Here is an 18,653-nt window from a genome sequence, read left to right on the forward strand (position 1 = left end):
CACACAGCCCCTCACGAGCGCTAGTGTCCGCCCGAGAGGCAGACATAAGCAGCGCGTCAGGGGAGTCGCACAGTGGCAGGGAAGCTCGCCGTCATCGGAGCCGGCCTCATGGGATCCGGCATCGCCCAGGTCTCCGCACAGGCGGGCTGGGAGGTGGTTCTGCGTGACGTCACCGACGAGGCACTGACGCGGGGCACCGACGGCATCAAGGCGTCGTACGACAAGTTCGTCGCCAAGGGCAAGCTGGAAGCGCACGACGCCGACGCCGCCCTGGCCCGTATCACCGCGACCACCGACCTGGACGCCGTGGCGGACGCGGACGTGGTCGTCGAGGCCGTCTTCGAGAAGCTCGAGATCAAGCACGAGATCTTCCGCGCGCTCGACAAGATCGTGAAGGACGAGGCGGTCCTCGCCTCCAACACCTCCGCCATCCCGATCACCAAGATCGCGGCGGCGACGGAACGCCCGGAACGGGTCGTCGGCACGCACTTCTTCTCGCCGGTGCCGATGATGCAGCTGTGCGAACTGGTGCGCGGCTACAAGACCAGCGACGAAACCCTGGCCACCGCCCGGGAGTTCGCCGAGTCGGTCGGCAAGACCTGCATCGTCGTCAACCGCGACGTCGCCGGCTTCGTGACGACCCGTCTCATCTGCGCCCTGGTCGTCGAGGCCGCGAAGCTGCAGGAGTCCGGCGTGGCGAGCGCCGAGGACATCGACCTGGCCTGCAAGCTGGGCTTCGGCCACGCCATGGGCCCGCTGGCGACGGCGGACCTGACCGGCGTCGACATCCTGCTGCACGCCACGAACAACATCTACACCGAGTCCCAGGACGAGAAGTTCGCGGCCCCCGAGTCGATGCGCCGGATGGTTGACGCCGGTGACATCGGACGCAAGAGCGGGCAGGGCTTTTACAAGCACTGAAACCGCACATGCCCCGGGCTCATCACACCCCAGGGTGAATTCGGTATCGGTTCGCTTACAAGAAGCAACCTCTGACTCCTCCACACAGTCAGAGGTTGCATCACCCACATCCAGAACGCGGAGCACGATTCGCACGCACGGGGAGCGCATATGTACATCAGGGGCGACCACGCCGAGCTGGTCGTCGGGGGCCGCCTCGACGTCCGGAGCGCGGCGGACGCCCGTACGGTCCTGCACTCGGCCGTCGACGACGGAGTCGGGGACCTGGTGCTGGACCTGTCCGAACTGGACTCCTGGGACGCCACCGGACTGGGTGTGATCATGGGGGCCCACCGGCGGGCCGGCCGCTGCGGCCGGCGTCTGGTGCTGCGCGACGTACCGCCGCAGATGCAGCGCCTGCTGGTGGCCACCCGCCTGCACCGGATCCTGGCGATCGAGGGAGGCATCGGAGTGGAGACGCTTCCCCGCGTGTGACGGCTCGTACGGGTGTGAGCCGGGCGACCGGGGAGACCCGGACGTACGTCGCCCCATCGTGCGACGCGCACAATCCTCACGAGACCGTGACGTTACGGACGGAGCGGTACCCCGGACTGTCGTAGATACTGTGCGAAGGTTTAGGGTTCGGCTGCCCGCTGCCTTGACACCCTTCGAGCGGGACCGGACCAGAAGCGACAGCGCGGTGTGCAGCAAGGCCGGGAGGGGCTTTTCCAAGCACACACACGCTTTTGGGGGGACCTATGGATCCTGACAACCAGGGACCCGAGGAGTACGGCCACGAAGGCGACGGCCCGGCGCCGCGCCAGCGCCCTCCCAGGGAATCCCTCGCACCCGACTTCGCCCAGCACGCGCCGGCGCTCGCCCGCACCGTGCAGCTCGTCGCCGGCGATTTCCTGCTGACGGTCAACCCCGTCGACGGTAGCGAGATAGAGGCCTGCCCGCCCACCGAACGGCCCGCCAGGCCCGTGAAGCTCACCGCGGCCGAGCGCGCCGAGGCCGATCGCGCGGCCCGCCCGCCCGTCCCGCCGGGCCCCCCGCAGCCCGTCCTGCCACTGCTGGCCCGCCAGGACGAGCGCGAGCGCCTGGTGCGCCTGCTCGCCCGCGGCCGCTCCACCCGCCTCACCGGCGCGCCCGGCTCCGGCCGCACCCGCCTCCTCGACCTCGTCGCCGAGGACTGCTCCGATCTCGCCCCCGACGGCGTCGTCCGACTCAACGGCTTCGGACGCACCGCCGAGGACCTGCTGTACGGCCTGTTCCAGGCGGTGTACAGCGCCCCCCTGCACCGCCCGGACCGGGACGAACTGCTCACCCACGTCCGCGAGATCGGCGCGGTCGTCGTCCTCGACGACCTGGAGTTCGGCGGCGCCGCGCTGGACGAGCTGCTGGAGGCGACCCCCGAGTGCGCCTTCCTGCTCGGCGCCACCCCGGACGTGCCGGCCCCCTCCACCGCCGCCGTAGAGGAGGTCGTCCTCGGCGGGCTGGAGCGCGCGGCAGGGCTCGACCTGCTCGAGCACGCCGTCGGCCGGACCCTCACCGAGGACGAGTCCAACTGGGCCGGCGACCTCTGGTTCGAGTCCGAGGGCCTGCCGCTGCGCTTCGTGCAGGCCGGCGCCCTGCTGCGGCAGCGCGACCGGCTGCGCGCCGGCACCAGTGCCGTGGACGAGTTCGGCGTCTTCGAGGACGCGCCGCCGGCCGACAGCGCCGAGACCTACGACCTCGGCGACGACGTGCCGCTGCCCGCGCTCGGCGAGGCCGCCGCGCCCGCGCCGCTGCTCGCCTCCCGGCTGAGCGCCTCCGCCCGCGCCACCTTGCGGTTCGCGCTCGCCCTCGGCGGCGAGGTCCCGCACCAGGCGCATCTGCCCGCCCTGGTCGGCGACACCCACGCGGACGCCGCGCTCGGCGAACTGGCCGCCTGCGGTCTGGTCTCCCCGGTCGGCTCCCGCTACCGCCTCGCGGCCGGCGTGCCGGCCCAGCTGGAGGCCGCCGGGTACGCCGACGAGACCGAGGCCGGTGCCCGCAGCGCCGCCCAGCACTACTCCTGGTGGGCCGGGCACCCCTCGGTCACCCCGGAGCGCGTGTGCGCCGAGGCCGACGCGGTCCTCGCCGCCCTCGCCCTCCTCGGACCCGCCACCCTGCCGCCCGCCGAGGGCGAGGAGAGCGCGGCCGTGCACCTGGCCCGCACCGCCGCCCCCGCGTTCGCCGCCGGACTGCACTGGAGCGCCTGGGAGCGGGCCCTGCGCTCCGGCGCCGAGGCGGCGCGGCTCGCCGGGGACGTCGCCGAAGAGGCCTACTTCCACCACGAGCTCGGCGTCCTCGCCCTGTGCGCGGGGCAGCTCGACCGGGCCCGCGCCGAACTGGATGCCTCCATCGGCCTGCGCGGCGCCCTCGCCGACAAGCGCGGCACCGTCGCCGGCCGCCGTGCCCTCGCTCTGGTCGCCGACCGCTCGGGTACCCCGATCGGGCTCGGGCCGACGGCGGGGGAGGAGGTGCCCGACGCCCGTGACGAGGAGTCGGCGTCCCCGCCCGGCGGTGTTCCGGCGCCCTTCCCCACGCTCCAGCAGCCGCCCTCCCCGGCCCTGGTCACCCACCGCACCGCGCCCGGGCCCTCCCGGGCGGCCCGGGGCGGCCTGAAGGGCCTGGCCCGGCGCAACCTCGTGGCCGCCGGAGCCGGCGCCCTGCTCGTCGCCGTCCTGGGCACGGTGGTGACCCTCGGCGCCACCTCCGACAACGACAAGAACCCGCCCTCCGGCCAGGTCGGCGTCAACCCGTCCGCCAGTCAGGGGGTCAGCGACGACAGCCTCGGCGCCGACCGGCCGGAGGACGACGGCGGCGGCGGCACCGGCGGGGTGCCGGCCCGCCCGACGGATCCGGGCCCGGACGGCACCCTCGGCACGTCGGACGACCCGACGCCGACGGCCTCCCCGAGCGGTTCGCAGGAGCCGAGCGACTCCGCGTCGCCGTCGGATCCGCCGTCGTCCTCGACCAAGCCGCCGTCCTCTCCGAAGCCGAGCTCGCCGAAGCCGCCGGCCTCCTCGACCAAGCCGCCGACGAGCTCGTCGACACCGACCTCGCCGACGCCCACTCCGACGGACACCGGGCAGCCCACGCCGACGACCACCCCGCCGACGACCAGCCCGTCCACCTCCGACTCGGCCAGCGGCCCGGCGCCCAGTGCTCCCACGAGCACCACGGCGAGCGCACCGCAGAGCACCACGGGCACGCCGAGCGGCCCGGACACGGTGATCTGACACCCGCACCCGACAGCAGGGCCGGGTCCGTTCCACGGACCCGGCCCTGCTCGTCTGTTCGCTTTCGTGCCGGCTGTCAGAACAGCCGCAGCTTGTCGTCCTCGATGCCCCGCAGCGCGTCGTAGTCGAGCACCTGGCAGCCGATGCCGCGGTCGGTCGCGAGGACGCGGGCCTGGGGCTTGATCTCCTGGGCCGCGAAGACACCGCGCACCGGGGCCAGATGGGGATCGCGGTTGAGGAGCTCCAGGTAACGCGTGAGCTGTTCCACGCCGTCGATCTCACCGCGCCGCTTGATCTCCACGGCGACGGTCTTGCCGTCGGCGTCCCGGCACAGGATGTCGACCGGTCCGATGGCCGTCGGGTACTCGCGGCGGATCAGCGTGTAGCCGTCGCCGAGTGTCTCGATACGGTCGGCGAGCAGCTCCTGCAGGTGCGCTTCCACGCCGTCCTTGATCAGGCCGGGATCGACGCCCAGTTCGTGCGACGAGTCGTGGAGGACTTCCTCCATCGTGATGATGAGCTTCTCGCCCGCCTTGTTGACGACGGTCCAGACGCCTTCCTCCTCGCCGGTGCCCTCCTTCAGAGTGCACGGCGGCGACATCCAGTTCAGGGGCTTGTAGGCCCGGTCGTCGGCGTGGATCGAGACGCTGCCGTCCGCCTTCACCAGGATCAGGCGCGGGGCCGAGGGAAGGTGGGCGGTGAGCCGCCCGGCGTAGTCCACGGAGCAGCGGGCAATGACGAGACGCATGGTCGGCAACGCTACTCGACGGGCACCTGTCGACGCGATTCGCCCTGGAAAACACGTGTTCGGTAATGGCCGATTGTGTGCATGGTGTGCTCATCGGGAGTGTCTCATCTGCGCATCTTCCTGGTGCCGTCACCGTACGTTGCTTACCGTATGAACGGGAGGTCGCGGTGCGTGTACGCAGCGTGTCCGGTGTCGCGAACTCCCTTATCTGTCCGGCAACCCCTGCCCGCCGGGCGGGGGTGCGAGAGGAGAACTCATGTCGCTCGACGTCTCACCGGCCCTACTCGAACAGGCCGAGCGAGGCGAGGTCGACGAAGCGGAATTCGTCGACTGCGTCCGGACCTCCCTGCCCTATGCGTGGGAGATGATCAGCTCACTGGTGGCCCAGCTGAAGGTGGACGGCGGCGCGTTCGCCGACAACCAGACGCCCCCGCCGGACGAGCAGGCACGCGGTCAGCTGCTGCGTGCGTTTGCGAGTGACGCGATACGCGGCGCGCTGCAACGGCACTTCGGTGTGCGCCTGGCCTTCCAGAACTGCCACCGGGTGGCCGTGTTCCCGCTCGACTCCTCGGTCGACGAGAAGCTGGACCGTTTCACCTCGGTTCGCAGTCAGGTGCTGAACCAGTCTCCCGAGTTCCGGGACTGCTGACGCGGCGCCACTTGCTTGCCGCTCCGTACGCGGGAGGTGCGGTTCTGTACCGGAGCGGCAAGCCCCCAGGAAGCCACCGCGCTCTCAGACGAGTTGGGGGAGCACCTCGGCGCCCAGCCGCCGCACGTTCTCCTCGGTCGCCGCCAGGTCCCCGGAGCCCTCGACGAGCAGCGCGAAGCGGGAGATGCCCGTTCGCTCGCTGGTCGCCGCCAGCCGGTCCGCGCACAGCCGCGGGGTGCCCACCGGGTGGAGCCCGCAGAGCAGTTCGGTGTAGGCCAGTGGATCGCGCATCCGGCGCGCGCGCCCGTCGACCGTGACATGCGCCTCCAGGCCCTGCTTCAGCCAGCCCGGCATCGCCTTCATCAGCGTCTCCGCCGCGTCGACCCGCCGGTCCGCGATCTGGCAGACGCCGGCCGACACATGCGACGCGCCCAGGATCTCCTCCGGCGACCGGCCGCAGGCCCGCGCGTGCTGCCGCCACAGCGCGACCATCTCGGCCTTCTCCTCGTCCCCCACGTGCATCCCGAGCAGCATCGACAGGCCCCGCTCGGCGGCGAGCCGTACGCTCGACGGTGAGGTGCAGGCGACGACCAGCTCCGGCCCCGCGCCCTCCGCCAGAGCCTCCGACGGCCGCGGCACGACCGGGACTTCACGGAAGCGGAAGCGCTCCCCGTCGGCCGCCACGGACGACTCGCGCAGCCACCGCACCAGAAGCTCCAGGGACTCCGGGAACCCCTGCTCGTACGCCTCCAGGCCCGCGCCGAACACCTCCAGGTCGACCCAGGGGCCGCCGCGTCCGACACCGAGCGTGAAACGGCCGTCGCTCGTGTGGTGCAGCAGCGCTGCCTGCTCGCCGAGGGCCACGGGGTGCACGGTGGGCAGCACACTGACCGCCGTGCCGACCCGGATACGCCGGGTGCGGCCCAGCAGCAAGGCGGCCAGGGTGATGGCCGACGGGCACGTGCCGTACGGCACGAAGTGGTGCTCGGCCAGCCAGACCGTGTCCAGCCCGGCCTCCTCGGCCACCTCGGCCGAGCGGACCGCGCGATGCAGCGCCTCTCCCTCGCCCTGACCGGGGAACTGGGCCGCCAACACGAAACTTCCAACGCGCATTGCTTTCCTGCTTCCTTGGCTCCGACACGGAGCTCCCCCACAGCGCATAACCGTCTGACACGTGCCGAGGACACGGCCGGGCGGAGTATTTTGCGGATTGTCTGCAGAATGCGCGGTTCCGCCGGGAGCCCCGGGGAGAGCACCCGGGCCGGGCCCGCGAGGCACTTATGGCGATTGGTGCCGTACGCGTACCCGTGTGCGCGCCGCGTAGGCTGGACGCGGCCCGTGCTTCCTGTATAGCCCCGAGAGGTGTCCCGTGTCCCCGCGTCGCAACCGACCCAAGGACGCCGGTTCTTCCGGCCGGAGCGCCGAGGACGACCGCCCCGGCCGCTACGGCGGCTGGCAGTCCTCGGAGAACTGGCAGGGCGAGAACTGGAGCGTGCGGCACGTGGCCGGCGCGAGCGCGCAGGGCAAGTCGTACCGCTGTCCCGGCTGCGACCAGATGATCCCCGACGGGGTGCCGCACGTGGTGGCCTGGGCGGAGCACACGGGCGTCGACGACCGCAGACACTGGCACAAGGCCTGCTGGAACGCGCGGGACCGCCGCACCCCGGGGGTGCGGCGGTCCCGTAACGCGCCGAGGTTCTGACCGGACTCAGACGTCCCGCTTCTCCTGGAGCACGAAGGCGCCGGCGAAGGCGACGGCCGTGACGCCGAGGATGATCCACAGCGGGTCCCAGCCGGACGGGCCGGACTGGCTGAGGGAGTTGGCGTAGAAGACGCTGAGCTGGTTCGGGATCGAGTACTCGAACAGGGCGTCGCGCACACCCTGCAGCGACTCCGAGAACATGAACAGCGCGATCACCAGCGGGGCCAGCACCGCGCCGATCATGATCGTGATGGCGCCCGCCGAGTGCCGGATGATCGAGCCGATGAGGAGCGAGAGCAGGCCGAGCAGCGCGATGTAGAGCGAGATGCCGACCGTGCCCTTCAGCCACTCACCGCCGGAGGGGGACTTGGCGCCGTCGCCCTGCAGCATCGCCACGTGCAGGAAGGCGACGAGGGACGCGGACACCAGGGTCACGACGAACGCGGTCAGGAAGAACACCACGGCCTTCGCCGCCAGCACCCTGCCCCGGCTCGGGCACGCGACCATCGTGGTGCGGATCATGCCGGTGCCGTACTCCGAGGCCGTGGTCAGCACGCCCAGCGTGATGATGCACATGCTGCCCAGCAGCAGCCCGAAGAAGCCCAGGCCGAGGGGGCTCTCACCGTCCAGGGCCGGGTCGGACCCGGCCACCACCACGCCGGTCAGCGTGCCGATGCCGAGGACGAGCAGGACGAACACACCGAGCGTCCACAGGGTCGAGCGCACCGACCTGATCTTCGTCCACTCGGAGGCGATGGCGTTGCCGAGGTGCGTGCGCACGACCGGGATCGGCGAGGTGTAGCCGGGACCGCCCGGGTGGGGGGCGGAACCGGGAGCCGCCTGCCAGGCGGGCGCGGCCTGCGGCATCTGGGACTGGGGGCTGCTCATCGGGCGTCCTCGGGCTTGGTCAGGTCGGAGGTCGGGGCGGCGGCGGGCGCGGACGGCGCGGCGGCGGGCCGCGCGGGTGCGGCGGCCGGCTGCGGCGCGGGCTGCGGAGCGCTCTGGGTCGCGGGCGGGGCGGCTGCCGGGGCCTGACCCGGGGTGGCCTGGGGCCCGGGCTGGGCGGAGCCCTGCGGAGCGCTCTGGGGCGCCGGGGCCACGGATGCGCCGACCGGCCCGCCCGCCTCGTTCCGCGGCGCCTGCTGGGGCGCCTGGGGCCCGGGCTGGGCGTACGGGTTGGGGGCGCTCGGGGCGGGGGCGCCAGGGGCGCTCGGGGCGGCGCCGTGAGCCCCCGGGGCGCCGTACGGGCCCGCCGGAGCCTGGCCCGGTGCGCCGCCCTGCTGGGGCGGCGGCGGGGCGTACCAGCCCGGCTGGCCCTGCCCGGGCACCGGCATCGGCGGCTGCGCCCCGGGCGGCAGCGGCTGCTGGAGCCCTTCCTTCTGGTCGATGGTCGAGCGGTAGTCGACGGCGCCCTGCGTCATCCGCATGTACGCCTCCTCCAGGGACGCCTGGTGCGGGGACAGCTCCCACAGACGTACGTCGGTGCCGTGCGCGATGTCGCTGATGCGGGGCAGCGGCAGCCCGGTCACGCGCAGCGCGCCGTCCTGCTCGGGCAGTACATGACCGCCCGCCTCGGTCAGCGCGGCCGACAGCTTCTCGCGCTGCTGCGGCTCGGTGTCGGGCGTCCGTACGCGCGCGAAGTCCGCCGAGTTCGCGGAGATGAAGTCGGTGACGCTCATGTCCGCGAGCAGCTGACCGCGTCCGATGACGATGAGGTGGTCGGCGGTGAGAGCCATCTCGCTCATCAGGTGGGAGGAGACGAAGACCGTACGGCCCTCCGCCGCCAGCGCCTTCATCAGGTTGCGCACCCAGAGGATGCCCTCGGGGTCGAGGCCGTTGACCGGCTCGTCGAACAGCAGTACCTGCGGGTCGCCGAGCAGCGCGGCGGCGATGCCGAGCCGCTGCCCCATGCCGAGGGAGAAGCCCTTGGACCGCTTCTTGGCCACGTCCTGCAGACCGACGACCCCGAGCACCTCGTCCACCCGCCGGGACGGGATGCCCGAGAGCTGGGCCAGGGACAGCAGGTGGTTGCGGGCGGACCGGCCGCCGTGCACCGCCTTGGCGTCCAGCAGGGCACCGACCTGCCGGGCGGCGTTGGGCAGCCTGCGGTACGGATAGCCGCCGATCGTCACCTGCCCGGCCGTCGGGTTGTCCAGGCCGAGGATCATGCGCATCGTCGTCGACTTGCCCGAGCCGTTCGGTCCGAGGAAGCCGGTGACGGCTCCGGGCCGTACCTGGAAGGAAAGGTTGTACACAGCGGTCTTGTCGCCGTAGCGCTTCGTCAGGCCGACTGCTTCGATCATGCTCCGCACCCATCGCAAGGTTCAGGACAGCGGGGCACACGCCCCCGTAAGGGTTAGGAGGATATCGAGGCGCTGACGGTTCCTTCCAAGAGGAGGTAAAAGGTCGGGCCGCGTCCGTCCCCCTATGCGTCGCGTTTCTTCAGCAGCACGTAACCGCCGACGAGCGCCGCGAGCACCCACAGCCCCATGATCCCGAGGCCGCCCCACGGTCCGTACGGAGTGTCGTCGTCGATCGGGGTGACCACCTGCATGATCTTGCTGCCGGCCTGGTCGGGAAGAAACCGGCCGACCTTCTTCGTCGCGTCGACGTTGCCGAGGATGTTGGAGATCAGGAAGAAGAACGGCATCAGGATGCCCAGCGACAGCATCGGCGAGCGCAGCATCGCGGCGACGCCCATGGAGAACATCGCGATCAGCGCCATGTAGAGCCCCCCGCCGAGCACGGCCCGCAGCACCCCCGGATCGCCGATCTCCGCCCGGTGCGAGCCCAGCATCGCCTGCCCCAGGAAGAAGGCGGCGAAGCTGGTGACGAGGCCGACCAGGAGGGCGAGCCCACTGGCGACGGCGATCTTGCTGAACAGGAAGGAGCCGCGCTGCGGCACCGCGGCCAGCGAGGTGCGGATCATGCCGGTGCTGTACTCGTTCGACACGACCAGCACACCGAACACGATCATCGCGAGCTGCCCCAGGCTCATCCCCGCGAAGCTGATGAACGTGGGGTCGAAGTCGGCCCGGTCCTGCGCGTTCATCGAGTCGAACTCGCTCTTCGACAGCGCCGAGATCAGCATGCCGAGGGCGACCGTCACGACCACCACCAGCGAGAGTGTCCACACCGTGGACGCCACCGACCGGATCTTGGTCCATTCCGACCGTACGACCTGTGTCACCGCCATGCCTCAGCCCCTCTTCCAGCCGTCGCCCCACTGCTGCCGCGGTGGCTCGGGGCTCGTCGCGCCCGTCCCGCTGTGGGCGTGGTATTCCACCGACTCCGCCGTCAGCTGCATGAACGCCTCCTCCAGCGAGGCCTGTTGCGGGCTCAGCTCGTGCAGCGTGATCCGGTGCTGTGCCGCCAGCTCCCCGATGTGCTCGGCCTTGCCGCCGTCCACCTCCAGCACCCCGTCACCGCTCTCCGCGGCCACGATCCCGGCCTGGTGCAGCACGTCGAGCAGCCGCTCCCGCTGCGGGCTGCGGACCCGGACGTACGAGCGTGAGTTGCGGTCGATGAAGTCCGCCATGGAGGTGTCCGCGAGGAGCCGCCCCTGCCCGATGACGACGAGGTGTTCGGCCGTCAGGGCCATCTCGCTCATCAGGTGGGAGGAGACGAACACGGTCCGGCCCTGCGCGGCGAGCGACTTCATCAGGGTGCGGATCCAGTGGATGCCCTCGGGGTCGAGGCCGTTGACCGGCTCGTCGAACATCAGGATCCGGGGATCGCCGAGCAGCGCGGCCGCGATGCCGAGCCGCTGCCCCATACCCATCGAGAAGCCCTTGGTCTTCTTCTTGGCGACCGCCGTCAGCCCGACCGTCTCCAGCACCTCACCCACCCGGCTGCGCGGAATGCCGTTGCTCTGCGCGAGGCACAGCAGATGGTTGTAGGCGGTGCGCCCGCCGTGCCAGGCCTTGGCCTCCAGCAGGGCGCCGATGTACGTCAGCGGGTCCTTGAGCTGCGGGTAGTGCTTGCCGTCGATACGGACGTCGCCGGCGGTCGGATGGTCGAGGCCGAGGATCATCCGCATGGTCGTCGACTTGCCCGCGCCGTTCGGCCCGAGGAAGCCGGTGACGATGCCCGGTCTGACGGTGAAGGACAGGTTGTTGACCGCCACCTTCTCGCCGTACCGCTTCGTCAGCCCCTCGAGCTCAATCATGCCGCCACGCTAGAGCGTGGCAAAGCCCTCTGCCACCCGAGCGGCAGAGGGCTTTGCGGAGGTTCAGACTCCGTATACCCCGGTGTTACCGGGACTGCTGGGCCGGGACCCCACGGGAGATCGGCTCGTCCTCGGCCGGCGTGCCGGCGGCGGCCACCGCGGCGCCCGTGAGCGTCGCGAGCATCTCGCGCACGTTCGTCAGCTGGGCGTTGATGCTGTCGCGGCGGTTGGTGAGGGCGGCCAGCTCGCGCTCGGATTCCGAACGGATGCGGTCGGCCTTGGCGTTGGCGTCGGCCACGATGTCCTCGGCCTGGCGCTGGGCCGTCTCCACCGTCTGGCGGGCGCGGCGCTCGGCGTCCGTGCGCAGCTTCTCGGCCTCCAGACGCAGCTGCTCGGCGCGGTGCTCGATCTCGGCGAGGCGCTTCTCGGCCTTGGCCTGACGGGAGGCCAGGTCGCGCTCGGACTGCTCGCGGCGCTTGGCGAGGTTCGTCTCGAAGTCGGCGGCGGCCTGAGCGGCCTTCGCGCGGGTCTCCTCGAAGAGGGCGTCCGCCTCCTCGCGCTTGGACTGCGCGTCCTTCTGCGCCTCGGAACGCAGCTGGGAAGCGTCACTCTTGGCCTTCTCGACGATCCGCAGACCCTCGTCCTCGGCCTTCGCCTTGCGCTCCGCCGAGTACGACTCGGCGTCGTTGCGCACCTGCTGGGCCGCCGACTCGGCGAGCTCGCGGTGCTGCTCGGCCGCGCGCCGGGCCTCCTCGCGCAGGTCCTTCGCCTCTTCCTCGGCGAGGCGGAGGATCTTCTCCACGCGCGCGCCGAGACCCGCGTACGACGGCTCGGCGTCGGTGATCTGGGCCTGGGCGTTCTGCGTCTCGAGGTGGAGCTCTTCGATGCGCTTTTCCAGAGCGGTGATGCGGGCGAGAGCGCTGTCACGGTCGGAGACGAGCTTGGAGATACGTTCGTCCACCTGAGCGCGGTCGTACCCACGCCGCACAAGCTCGAAGCCGTAGGGGGAAGTGTCGCTCATGGGGTTCCTGTCGAATGAGACCGGTGAGGTGATAGGTGGAATCCTAGGGGCCGAAACGGTGTGTCATCGAGCGGATGCGCGTTTGATCTGGAAAATGAGACCCCTTTTGAGTGGCTAAGCGACGGATCGCTTGCCAAAACTTGGTCAAAGCCCCCGGATGGCCCCGGAATCGGGCTCCCCGGCCCGGCCGTACCGCTAGCCGTCCGAGGACTTGCCACCCGATCGGGGCGCACCGACCGTCGCGCCCGCCTTGACTCCGCTGTCCTTGGAGCCGGCGGGTGCCTCGAAGGATTCCAACGCCTCCAGGACGTCCTGGACACGGGAGATCTCGGCGTTGATGTCCTCCCGGCGGCGGACCAGGACCTCCAGCTCGCGCTTGCCCTCCTCGACGGTGCGCTTGGCCTCGCGGATCGCCTCGGCCTTGAGCTCCTCGGCCTCCCGGACCAGCGTGGACTTCTTCTGCTCGGCTTCCTTGAGCAGCCCCTCCGCCTTCTTCACCGCGGCGATACGGACCTTGCCCGCCTCGGAGTTGGCCTCCGACACGATCTCCTTGGCCTTCGCCTGCGCCTTCGCCAGCTGCTCCTCGGCCGCCTTGACGAGCGCGTCGCAGCGGTCGCCCGCCGACTTCATCGTCTCGGCCGACTCGCGGCGGGCCCGCTCGTGCAGCTCCTCGATCTCGGAGGTGATGCGGTCGCGCAGCTCCTCGGCACGCTCCCTTATCTGCGTGGCGTCCCGGCGCGCGCCGACCAGCAGCTCGTCGGCGTCGGTACGGGCCTTCTCCACCCGGGAGTTGCCCTCGACCGTCGCCTCGGAGACGAGCCGGTCGGCCTCCTTGCGGGCCGCGCCCACCATCGTGTCGGCCCGCGACTCGGCCTCCGCGGTGGTCTTGTGCGCCTGCTGCTGCGCCTCGGCCAGCAGCTTGTCCGCCTCGGCCGTGGTCTCCGTGATGAGCTTGTCGACCTGCTCGGCCGCCTCGGAGCGCCGCTTGTTGGCGTCCTTGCGGGCCTCGTCCAGCGTGCGGTCGGCCTCGTCGCGCGCGGTGCCGACGAGCCGCTCCGCCTCCGCCTCCGCGTCCGTCTTGACGCGCTCGGCCTCGCGGCGGATCCGCTCGGCGTGCTGCTGCGCCGAACCGACCGTCTCGGCGGCCTCGGCCCGCAGCCGCTCCGCCTCACCGGTGGCCTCCGCGACCAGCTGGTCGGCCTGGGCGACGGACTCGGCCCGCACCCGGTCGGCCTCCGTGGCCGCCTCGGACCGGACGCGCTCGGCCTCGGACAGGGCCTCCGTGCGGACCCGCTCGGCCTCGTTGACCGTCTCCATCCGCAGCCGGTCGGTCTCCTGGACCGTCTCGGTGGTGAGCCGCTCCGCCTCGTTGCGCGCCTCGGTGATGAGGGTGTCCGCCTGCGTCGCCGCGTCCGACCGGATGCGGTTGGCGTCCTCGCGGGCGTCCGCCCGGGTGCGCGAGGCGCTCTGCTCCGCCTCGGCGATCGCGTCCGACGCCTCCGTGCGCACCCGCTGGGCGTGCTCGGCGACCTCCGCGCGGATCCGCTCCGCCTCCGAGATCGCCTCGGTCATCGTCCGCTCGGCGAGCGCCTTGGCTGCCTCGGACTCCTCGTGCGCCTCGCGCCGCAGCCGGCTCGCGTCCTCGCTCGCCCGCTCCCGCTCGGCGTAGGCGTCGGAACGGACCCGGTCCGCCTCCTCCTGGGCCTCCCGGCGGGTACGGTCCGCCGCGTGCTCGGCGGCGGAGCGCAGGCCGGTGATCTCCTCCTGGGCCTGCTCGTGCAGCCCCGCGACGGAGTCCCGGACCTGCTGGGCGTGCTGCTCGGCCGCCGACACCATCTCCGTGGCACGGCGGTCGGCCTCCTCGACCAGCCGTACGGCCTCGGCCTGCGCGTCCTCCACGCGCTTGCGCGCCGAGGCCAGCAGCTCCTCGCTCTGCTCGCGGGCCCGCTCGCGCTCCTGGTCGGCCTCCTGCCGGGCGCTCCCGAGCAGCTCCTCGGCCTCGCGGCGCCGCCGGTTGGCCTCCTCCTGGGCGGCGGCCAGCGTCTCCGACGCCTCCGTGGCGAGCCGCTCGGCGGCGGACTGCGCCTCCGCACGCATCCGGTCGGCGCTCTCCTGCGCCTCCGACTTCAGCCGCTCGGCCTCGTTCGCCGCCTCCGAGCGCAGCCGTACGGCGACGGCCTCGCCCTCGGCACGCGCCGCGGACGCGTCCGACACGGCCTCGTCGCGCAGCCGCTCGGCCTCCGCCTCGGCCTGCTGCTGGAGCGTACGGATCCGCTCGGCGGCCTCGGCACGCAGCCGCTCGTTCTCCTCGGCGGCCTCGCGGCGGATCCGCGCGGCCTCCTCACGGGCGTCCGACAGCGCCTGCTCGGCGGCCGTCAGCCGCTCCTCCGCCTCCGTCTGGAGCCGGGTCAGCTCCTCGGCGGCCTCGGCCCGACGGGCCTCTATGGCCCGCTCGGTCTCCTCGTGCAGCTCCCGCGCCGCGCGCTCCGCGTCCTCCTTGAGCGCCTCGGCCTGCTCGACGACCTCCTCGCGGTGCCGTTCGGCCTCCTGCCGGGTGCGCTGCAGGGTCTCCTCGGCCTGCCGGCGCAGGGTCGTCGCCCGCTCGATGGCCTCGGTGCGGACCCGCTCGCTGTCCGTCTGGGCCGTCGTGCGCAGCTCGTCCGCGTCCGCCTTGGCCTTCGCGAGCAGTTCCTCGGCGGACTTCGCCGCCTCCTCGATCTGCGCCACGGCCTCCTTGCGGGCCTCGGCGCGGATCTTCTCGCCCTCGTCGACCGCGTCCGCCCGCAGCTGCTCGGCCTCGCCGCGCAGCCGGCGGGCCTCCTCCTGCAGCTCGACCGTCTTGGCGCGGTACTCCTTGGTGTCGTCCTTCGCCGCGCCCTTGAGCTGCTCGGCGATGTCGTGCGCCTCGGCCCGCAGCCGGTCCGCCTCGGCCTCGGCCTCCGAACGGATCCGCTCGGCCTCCTCGGCGGCGGCCTTCGTGGTCTTCTTGGCGTCCTCCGACGCCTTGTTGAGGACCTCCTCGGCGGTCCTGGCCGCCTTGGACAGCTGGGTCGCGGTCTCCTCGGCGGTGAGCGTGCGGGCCTTCTCGGAGGCCTCCGCGACGATCTTCTCGGCCTCGGCCTTGGCGTCGGCGACGATCTGCTCGGCCTCGGACTTGGTGTTCTCGGCCTCCTTCGTGGCCTCCTCGACCAGCCGGGCGACCTGCTCCTTGGCGGTGCGCGTGCGCGTCTCGTTCGCCGACTCGGCGCTCGCCAGGGCCTTGGCGGCGGCCTCCTTGGCCTCCGCGACCAGCTTCTCCGACTCGGTCTGCGCCTTGCGCAGCGCCTCCTCGGCCTCGGCCATCCGCTGCTCGGCGGCCTTGCTCAGCTCCTGGGCCTCGCGGCGCGCGGACTCCGACTCGGTGACGGTCGAGGTCCGCAGCTGCTCGGCGTGGTCCGTGGCCTCCTGGGCCTGCGTCGAGGCGGCGTTGAGCAGGCGCTCGGCGTCCGTGCGGGCACGGCGCAGAATCTGCTCGGCCTCGGCCCGGGCCTCCTCGGCCGCGCTCGTCAGCCGCTGCCGGGCCTCGGTCGCCAGCCGCTCGGCCTCCGCGCGGGCGGTGGCCAGAGCCTGCTCGGCCTCGGCGCGGGACTCCTCCAGCAGCCGGCGGGCCTGCTGCTCGGTACGCGCCCGCAGCTGCTCGGCCCACGCCACGTTCTCGTTGACGTGCGACTCGACCGTCTGGCGGCGCTCGGACAGCTCCTGGTCCAGCTGCTGGCGGCGGGTCACCGCCTCCTGGTGCAGCTCCGCCTGGAGCCGGGCCGCCTGCTCGGCGTGCTCCTGGAGGATCCGCTGGGTCTGGGCCCGGGCCTCGCTCAGCTCGCGGTCGGCGTCCGCGCGGATCTGGTCGGCCTGCACCTGCGCGTTGCGCAGCAACTGCTCGGCCTGCCAGCCGATGTCGCCCCCGTCGAAGGAGGGCCGGGTCATGATGGTCCGCCGCGCCTCGTGCAGCTTGGCGCGCAGCACCTCGACCTGGTAGCCGAGGTCCTCGGCGTGCTGAATCGCCTTTTCCCGCTCGGTCTTCAGCCGCTTCATCTCGGCTTCGAACCGAGAGAGGTGGTCGACGTCAGCCGCCGGCTCTCGCTCCTGGCTCTCGTAGCCCCGCACTGCGCGGTCCCATCCGTCCCCTGGTCGCAACTCTTACCGAACGAGCTCCGTCCATACGCCGAACGGGGCCCCCGGGGAATGGTGTCAGATCATCGGCGGAGCAGAGGCTGCTGCCCCGACGCTCGTCCCCCGAAACCCGGACCCCGGTGGTCCTGCCGTCGCACGGCGGGACCGCGGTCACCCTGGACTGAGCGGCGACCGCCCCCAACCCTACCGGCCCCTATGTACGAGGGTCAGTGCTCAGGTGACTCAACAGGCGCCGAAGTGACCAGTTCTGTCAGTACGCCATGGCAGTCCTTGGGGTGCAGGAAGGTGATCCGTGACCCCATGGAACCGACTCGCGGCTCTTCGTACAGCACGCGTACGCCCTTGCCCTTGATCTCCTCGGCGTCACCGTCGACATCCGCCGTACCGAAAGCGATGTGGTGGACGCCCTCCCCGTTCTTGGCGAGCCACTTGGCGACGGTGGAGTCCTCGCGGGTCGGCTCCAGGAGCTGCAGGTAGGAGGCGCCGCCGTCGGACGTCTCGTTGATCTTGAGCATGGCCTCGCGCACGCCCTGCTCCTCGTTGACCTCGGAGTGGAACACCTCGAAGCCATAGGTGGCACGGTAGAACTCGACGGTCTTGTCGAGGTCGAAACAGGCGATTCCGATGTGGTCGATTCGCGTCAGCATGGATTCAGTGGAGCGCCCCCGGGGTGGTTACGCAACGTGCGCGCGATCACACCGACGGCCCGATGACGGCACGGAGTGCCACTCAGTACATTCGAAGTAAACCCTCGTTCACTCCTCGGCTGTGCAGGCCGGTAAGGGGATCGCAGCTCATGACTTCTGGAACACCCGGAACTTCCGGAGCGAACAGCTCGGTGATCGTCGCGGGCGCGCGTACGCCCATGGGGCGGTTGCTCGGATCGCTGAAGTCCTTCTCCGGAGCCGACCTCGGCGGCTTCGCGATCAAGGCCGCCCTCGACCGTGCGGGGATCGGTGGCGACCAGGTGCAGTACGTGATCATGGGGCAGGTGCTCCAGGCCGGTGCGGGGCAGATCCCGGCCCGTCAGGCCGCGGTCAAGGCCGGCATCCCGATGAACGTGCCGGCGCTGACCATCAACAAGGTGTGTCTGTCGGGTCTCGACGCCATCGCGCTCGCCGACCAGCTCATCCGCGCGGGTGAGTTCGACGTGGTCGTCGCCGGTGGCCAGGAGTCCATGACCAACGCCCCGCACCTGCTGCCGAAGTCCCGCGAGGGCTTCAAGTACGGCGCGGTCGAGATGCTCGACGCCATGGCCCACGACGGTCTGACCGACTCCTTCGACGGCGTCGCCATGGGCGAGTCGACGGAGAAGCACAACACCCGTCTGGGCATCGCCCGGCCCGAGCAGGACGAGATCGCCGCGCTGTCGCACCAGCGGGCCGCCGCCGCGCAGAAGAACGGCCTGTTCGAGGCCGAGATCACGCCCGTCGAGATCCCGCAGCGCAAGGGCGACCCGGTGCTGTTCAGCAAGGACGAGGGCATTCGCGGTGACACGACCGTGGAGTCGCTCGGGAAGCTGCGTCCGGCGTTCTCCAAGGACGGCACGATCACGGCCGGTTCCGCCTCGCAGATCTCCGACGGTGCCGCCGCCGTCGTCGTGATGAGCAAGGCCAAGGCGCAGGAGCTGGGCCTCGAGTGGATCGCCGAGATCGGGGCGCACGGGAACGTGGCCGGGCCGGACAACTCGCTCCAGTCCCAGCCGTCCAACGCGATCCAGCACGCGCTGAAGAAGGAGGGGCTGGGCGTCGAGGACCTCGACCTCATCGAGATCAACGAGGCGTTCGCGGCGGTCGCCGTGCAGTCCATGAAGGACCTCGGAGTGTCCACCGAAAAGGTGAATGTCAACGGCGGCGCGATTGCCCTGGGTCACCCGATCGGGATGTCCGGCGCGCGTCTGGTGCTGCATCTCGCGCTGGAGCTGAAGCGGCGTGGGGGTGGCGTGGGTGCGGCCGCGCTGTGCGGTGGCGGTGGGCAGGGTGACGCGCTGATCGTGCGCGTGCCCAAGGCCTGAGTTTCGGTACACCCT

15 protein-coding genes are annotated in these 18,653 nt (G+C 71.6%); 6 read left to right on the forward strand and 9 right to left on the reverse strand.

Going from position 1 to position 18,653, the window contains the following annotated elements:
- The first annotated feature begins 72 nt into the window (after positions 1–72).
- The 3 genes from ACFY5B_RS35435 (at position 73) to ACFY5B_RS35445 (ending at position 4,166) form a co-directional block, all read left to right on the forward strand.
- On the forward strand, positions 73–921 hold the full coding sequence (locus ACFY5B_RS35435) for a 3-hydroxyacyl-CoA dehydrogenase family protein (RefSeq protein WP_104784683.1): 849 nt from the start codon (positions 73–75) through the stop codon (positions 919–921).
- 150 nt (positions 922–1,071) lie between these two features.
- Complete coding sequence (locus ACFY5B_RS35440) at positions 1,072–1,395, forward strand: STAS domain-containing protein (RefSeq protein ID WP_344458811.1); 324 nt, start codon at positions 1,072–1,074, stop codon at positions 1,393–1,395.
- Positions 1,396–1,658: 263 nt separating this feature from the next.
- Positions 1,659–4,166, forward strand: coding sequence for an ATP-binding protein (locus tag ACFY5B_RS35445; RefSeq protein WP_389977977.1), 2,508 nt, complete (start codon positions 1,659–1,661; stop codon positions 4,164–4,166).
- A gap of 76 nt (positions 4,167–4,242) precedes the next feature.
- On the opposite strand, the gene nucS is transcribed toward ACFY5B_RS35445, so the two are convergent.
- Positions 4,243–4,914, reverse strand: a complete 672-nt coding sequence (nucS, locus tag ACFY5B_RS35450; RefSeq protein ID WP_030854272.1) for an endonuclease NucS — start codon at positions 4,912–4,914, stop codon at positions 4,243–4,245.
- Positions 4,915–5,170: 256 nt separating this feature from the next.
- Here nucS and ACFY5B_RS35455 point away from each other — a divergent pair, with 256 nt between their 5' ends.
- Complete coding sequence (locus tag ACFY5B_RS35455) at positions 5,171–5,563, forward strand: SCO5389 family protein (protein WP_389977981.1); 393 nt, start codon at positions 5,171–5,173, stop codon at positions 5,561–5,563.
- Positions 5,564–5,647: 84 nt separating this feature from the next.
- Here ACFY5B_RS35455 and ACFY5B_RS35460 read toward each other — a convergent pair whose 3' ends face one another.
- Positions 5,648–6,676: an LLM class flavin-dependent oxidoreductase gene (locus ACFY5B_RS35460; protein ID WP_389977984.1), complete on the reverse strand. Its 1,029-nt coding sequence runs from the start codon at positions 6,674–6,676 to the stop codon at positions 5,648–5,650.
- Between the two features lie 256 nt (positions 6,677–6,932).
- Between ACFY5B_RS35460 and ACFY5B_RS35465 the strand changes: the two genes are divergently transcribed.
- Positions 6,933–7,265, forward strand: coding sequence for an ATP/GTP-binding protein (locus ACFY5B_RS35465; RefSeq protein WP_389977987.1), 333 nt, complete (start codon positions 6,933–6,935; stop codon positions 7,263–7,265).
- A 6-nt stretch (positions 7,266–7,271) separates the two neighbouring features.
- On the opposite strand, the gene ACFY5B_RS35470 is transcribed toward ACFY5B_RS35465, so the two are convergent.
- The 7 genes from ACFY5B_RS35470 to mce form a co-directional block, all read right to left on the reverse strand.
- Positions 7,272–8,153 (reverse strand): ABC transporter permease subunit, encoded by an 882-nt coding sequence (locus tag ACFY5B_RS35470; RefSeq protein ID WP_389977990.1) that lies wholly within the window; start codon positions 8,151–8,153, stop codon positions 7,272–7,274.
- Positions 8,150–9,568 carry an ABC transporter ATP-binding protein gene (locus ACFY5B_RS35475; protein ID WP_389977993.1) on the reverse strand — a complete coding sequence of 473 codons (1,419 nt, stop codon included), beginning with the start codon at positions 9,566–9,568 and terminating at the stop codon, positions 8,150–8,152. The genes ACFY5B_RS35470 and ACFY5B_RS35475 overlap by 4 nt, the downstream gene beginning before the upstream one ends.
- A 122-nt stretch (positions 9,569–9,690) precedes the next feature.
- Positions 9,691–10,461: an ABC transporter permease gene (locus tag ACFY5B_RS35480; RefSeq protein WP_389977996.1), complete on the reverse strand. Its 771-nt coding sequence runs from the start codon at positions 10,459–10,461 to the stop codon at positions 9,691–9,693.
- A 3-nt stretch (positions 10,462–10,464) separates the two neighbouring features.
- Positions 10,465–11,433, reverse strand: coding sequence for an ABC transporter ATP-binding protein (locus ACFY5B_RS35485; protein ID WP_389977999.1), 969 nt, complete (start codon positions 11,431–11,433; stop codon positions 10,465–10,467).
- An 85-nt stretch (positions 11,434–11,518) separates the two neighbouring features.
- Positions 11,519–12,454, reverse strand: a complete 936-nt coding sequence (locus ACFY5B_RS35490; RefSeq protein ID WP_031140747.1) for a cellulose-binding protein — start codon at positions 12,452–12,454, stop codon at positions 11,519–11,521.
- 195 nt (positions 12,455–12,649) lie between these two features.
- Positions 12,650–16,597 carry a polarized growth protein Scy gene (gene scy / locus ACFY5B_RS35495; RefSeq protein WP_389978003.1) on the reverse strand — a complete coding sequence of 1,316 codons (3,948 nt, stop codon included), beginning with the start codon at positions 16,595–16,597 and terminating at the stop codon, positions 12,650–12,652.
- Positions 16,598–16,830: 233 nt separating this feature from the next.
- Positions 16,831–17,271: a methylmalonyl-CoA epimerase gene (gene mce / locus ACFY5B_RS35500; RefSeq protein ID WP_031107947.1), complete on the reverse strand. Its 441-nt coding sequence runs from the start codon at positions 17,269–17,271 to the stop codon at positions 16,831–16,833.
- A 149-nt stretch (positions 17,272–17,420) separates the two neighbouring features.
- Between mce and ACFY5B_RS35505 the strand changes: the two genes are divergently transcribed.
- On the forward strand, positions 17,421–18,638 hold the full coding sequence (locus ACFY5B_RS35505) for an acetyl-CoA C-acetyltransferase (protein WP_389978006.1): 1,218 nt from the start codon (positions 17,421–17,423) through the stop codon (positions 18,636–18,638).
- Positions 18,639–18,653 lie beyond the last annotated feature (15 nt).

Source organism: Streptomyces sp. NPDC013187 (assembly GCF_042899705.1).
In the GTDB taxonomy this organism is placed as follows: Bacteria; Actinomycetota; Actinomycetes; order Streptomycetales; family Streptomycetaceae; genus Streptomyces; species Streptomyces hawaiiensis_A.

What these genes read in the sequence shown, in the direction of transcription:
- ACFY5B_RS35480 (WP_389977996.1), bottom strand. Translation starts at nt 10,461, where the DNA reads ATGGCGGTGACACAGGTCGTACGGTCGGAATGGACCAAGATCCGGTCG.
- ACFY5B_RS35470 (WP_389977990.1), bottom strand. Translation starts at nt 8,153, where the DNA reads ATGAGCAGCCCCCAGTCCCAGATGCCGCAGGCCGCGCCCGCCTGGCAG.
- ACFY5B_RS35460 (WP_389977984.1), bottom strand. Translation starts at nt 6,676, where the DNA reads ATGCGCGTTGGAAGTTTCGTGTTGGCGGCCCAGTTCCCCGGTCAGGGC.
- mce (WP_031107947.1), bottom strand. Translation starts at nt 17,271, where the DNA reads ATGCTGACGCGAATCGACCACATCGGAATCGCCTGTTTCGACCTCGAC.
- ACFY5B_RS35490 (WP_031140747.1), bottom strand. Translation starts at nt 12,454, where the DNA reads ATGAGCGACACTTCCCCCTACGGCTTCGAGCTTGTGCGGCGTGGGTAC.
- nucS (WP_030854272.1), bottom strand. Translation starts at nt 4,914, where the DNA reads ATGCGTCTCGTCATTGCCCGCTGCTCCGTGGACTACGCCGGGCGGCTC.
- ACFY5B_RS35445 (WP_389977977.1), top strand. Translation starts at nt 1,659, where the DNA reads ATGGATCCTGACAACCAGGGACCCGAGGAGTACGGCCACGAAGGCGAC.
- ACFY5B_RS35440 (WP_344458811.1), top strand. Translation starts at nt 1,072, where the DNA reads ATGTACATCAGGGGCGACCACGCCGAGCTGGTCGTCGGGGGCCGCCTC.
- ACFY5B_RS35505 (WP_389978006.1), top strand. Translation starts at nt 17,421, where the DNA reads ATGACTTCTGGAACACCCGGAACTTCCGGAGCGAACAGCTCGGTGATC.
- ACFY5B_RS35475 (WP_389977993.1), bottom strand. Translation starts at nt 9,568, where the DNA reads ATGATCGAAGCAGTCGGCCTGACGAAGCGCTACGGCGACAAGACCGCT.
- ACFY5B_RS35485 (WP_389977999.1), bottom strand. Translation starts at nt 11,433, where the DNA reads ATGATTGAGCTCGAGGGGCTGACGAAGCGGTACGGCGAGAAGGTGGCG.
- ACFY5B_RS35455 (WP_389977981.1), top strand. Translation starts at nt 5,171, where the DNA reads ATGTCGCTCGACGTCTCACCGGCCCTACTCGAACAGGCCGAGCGAGGC.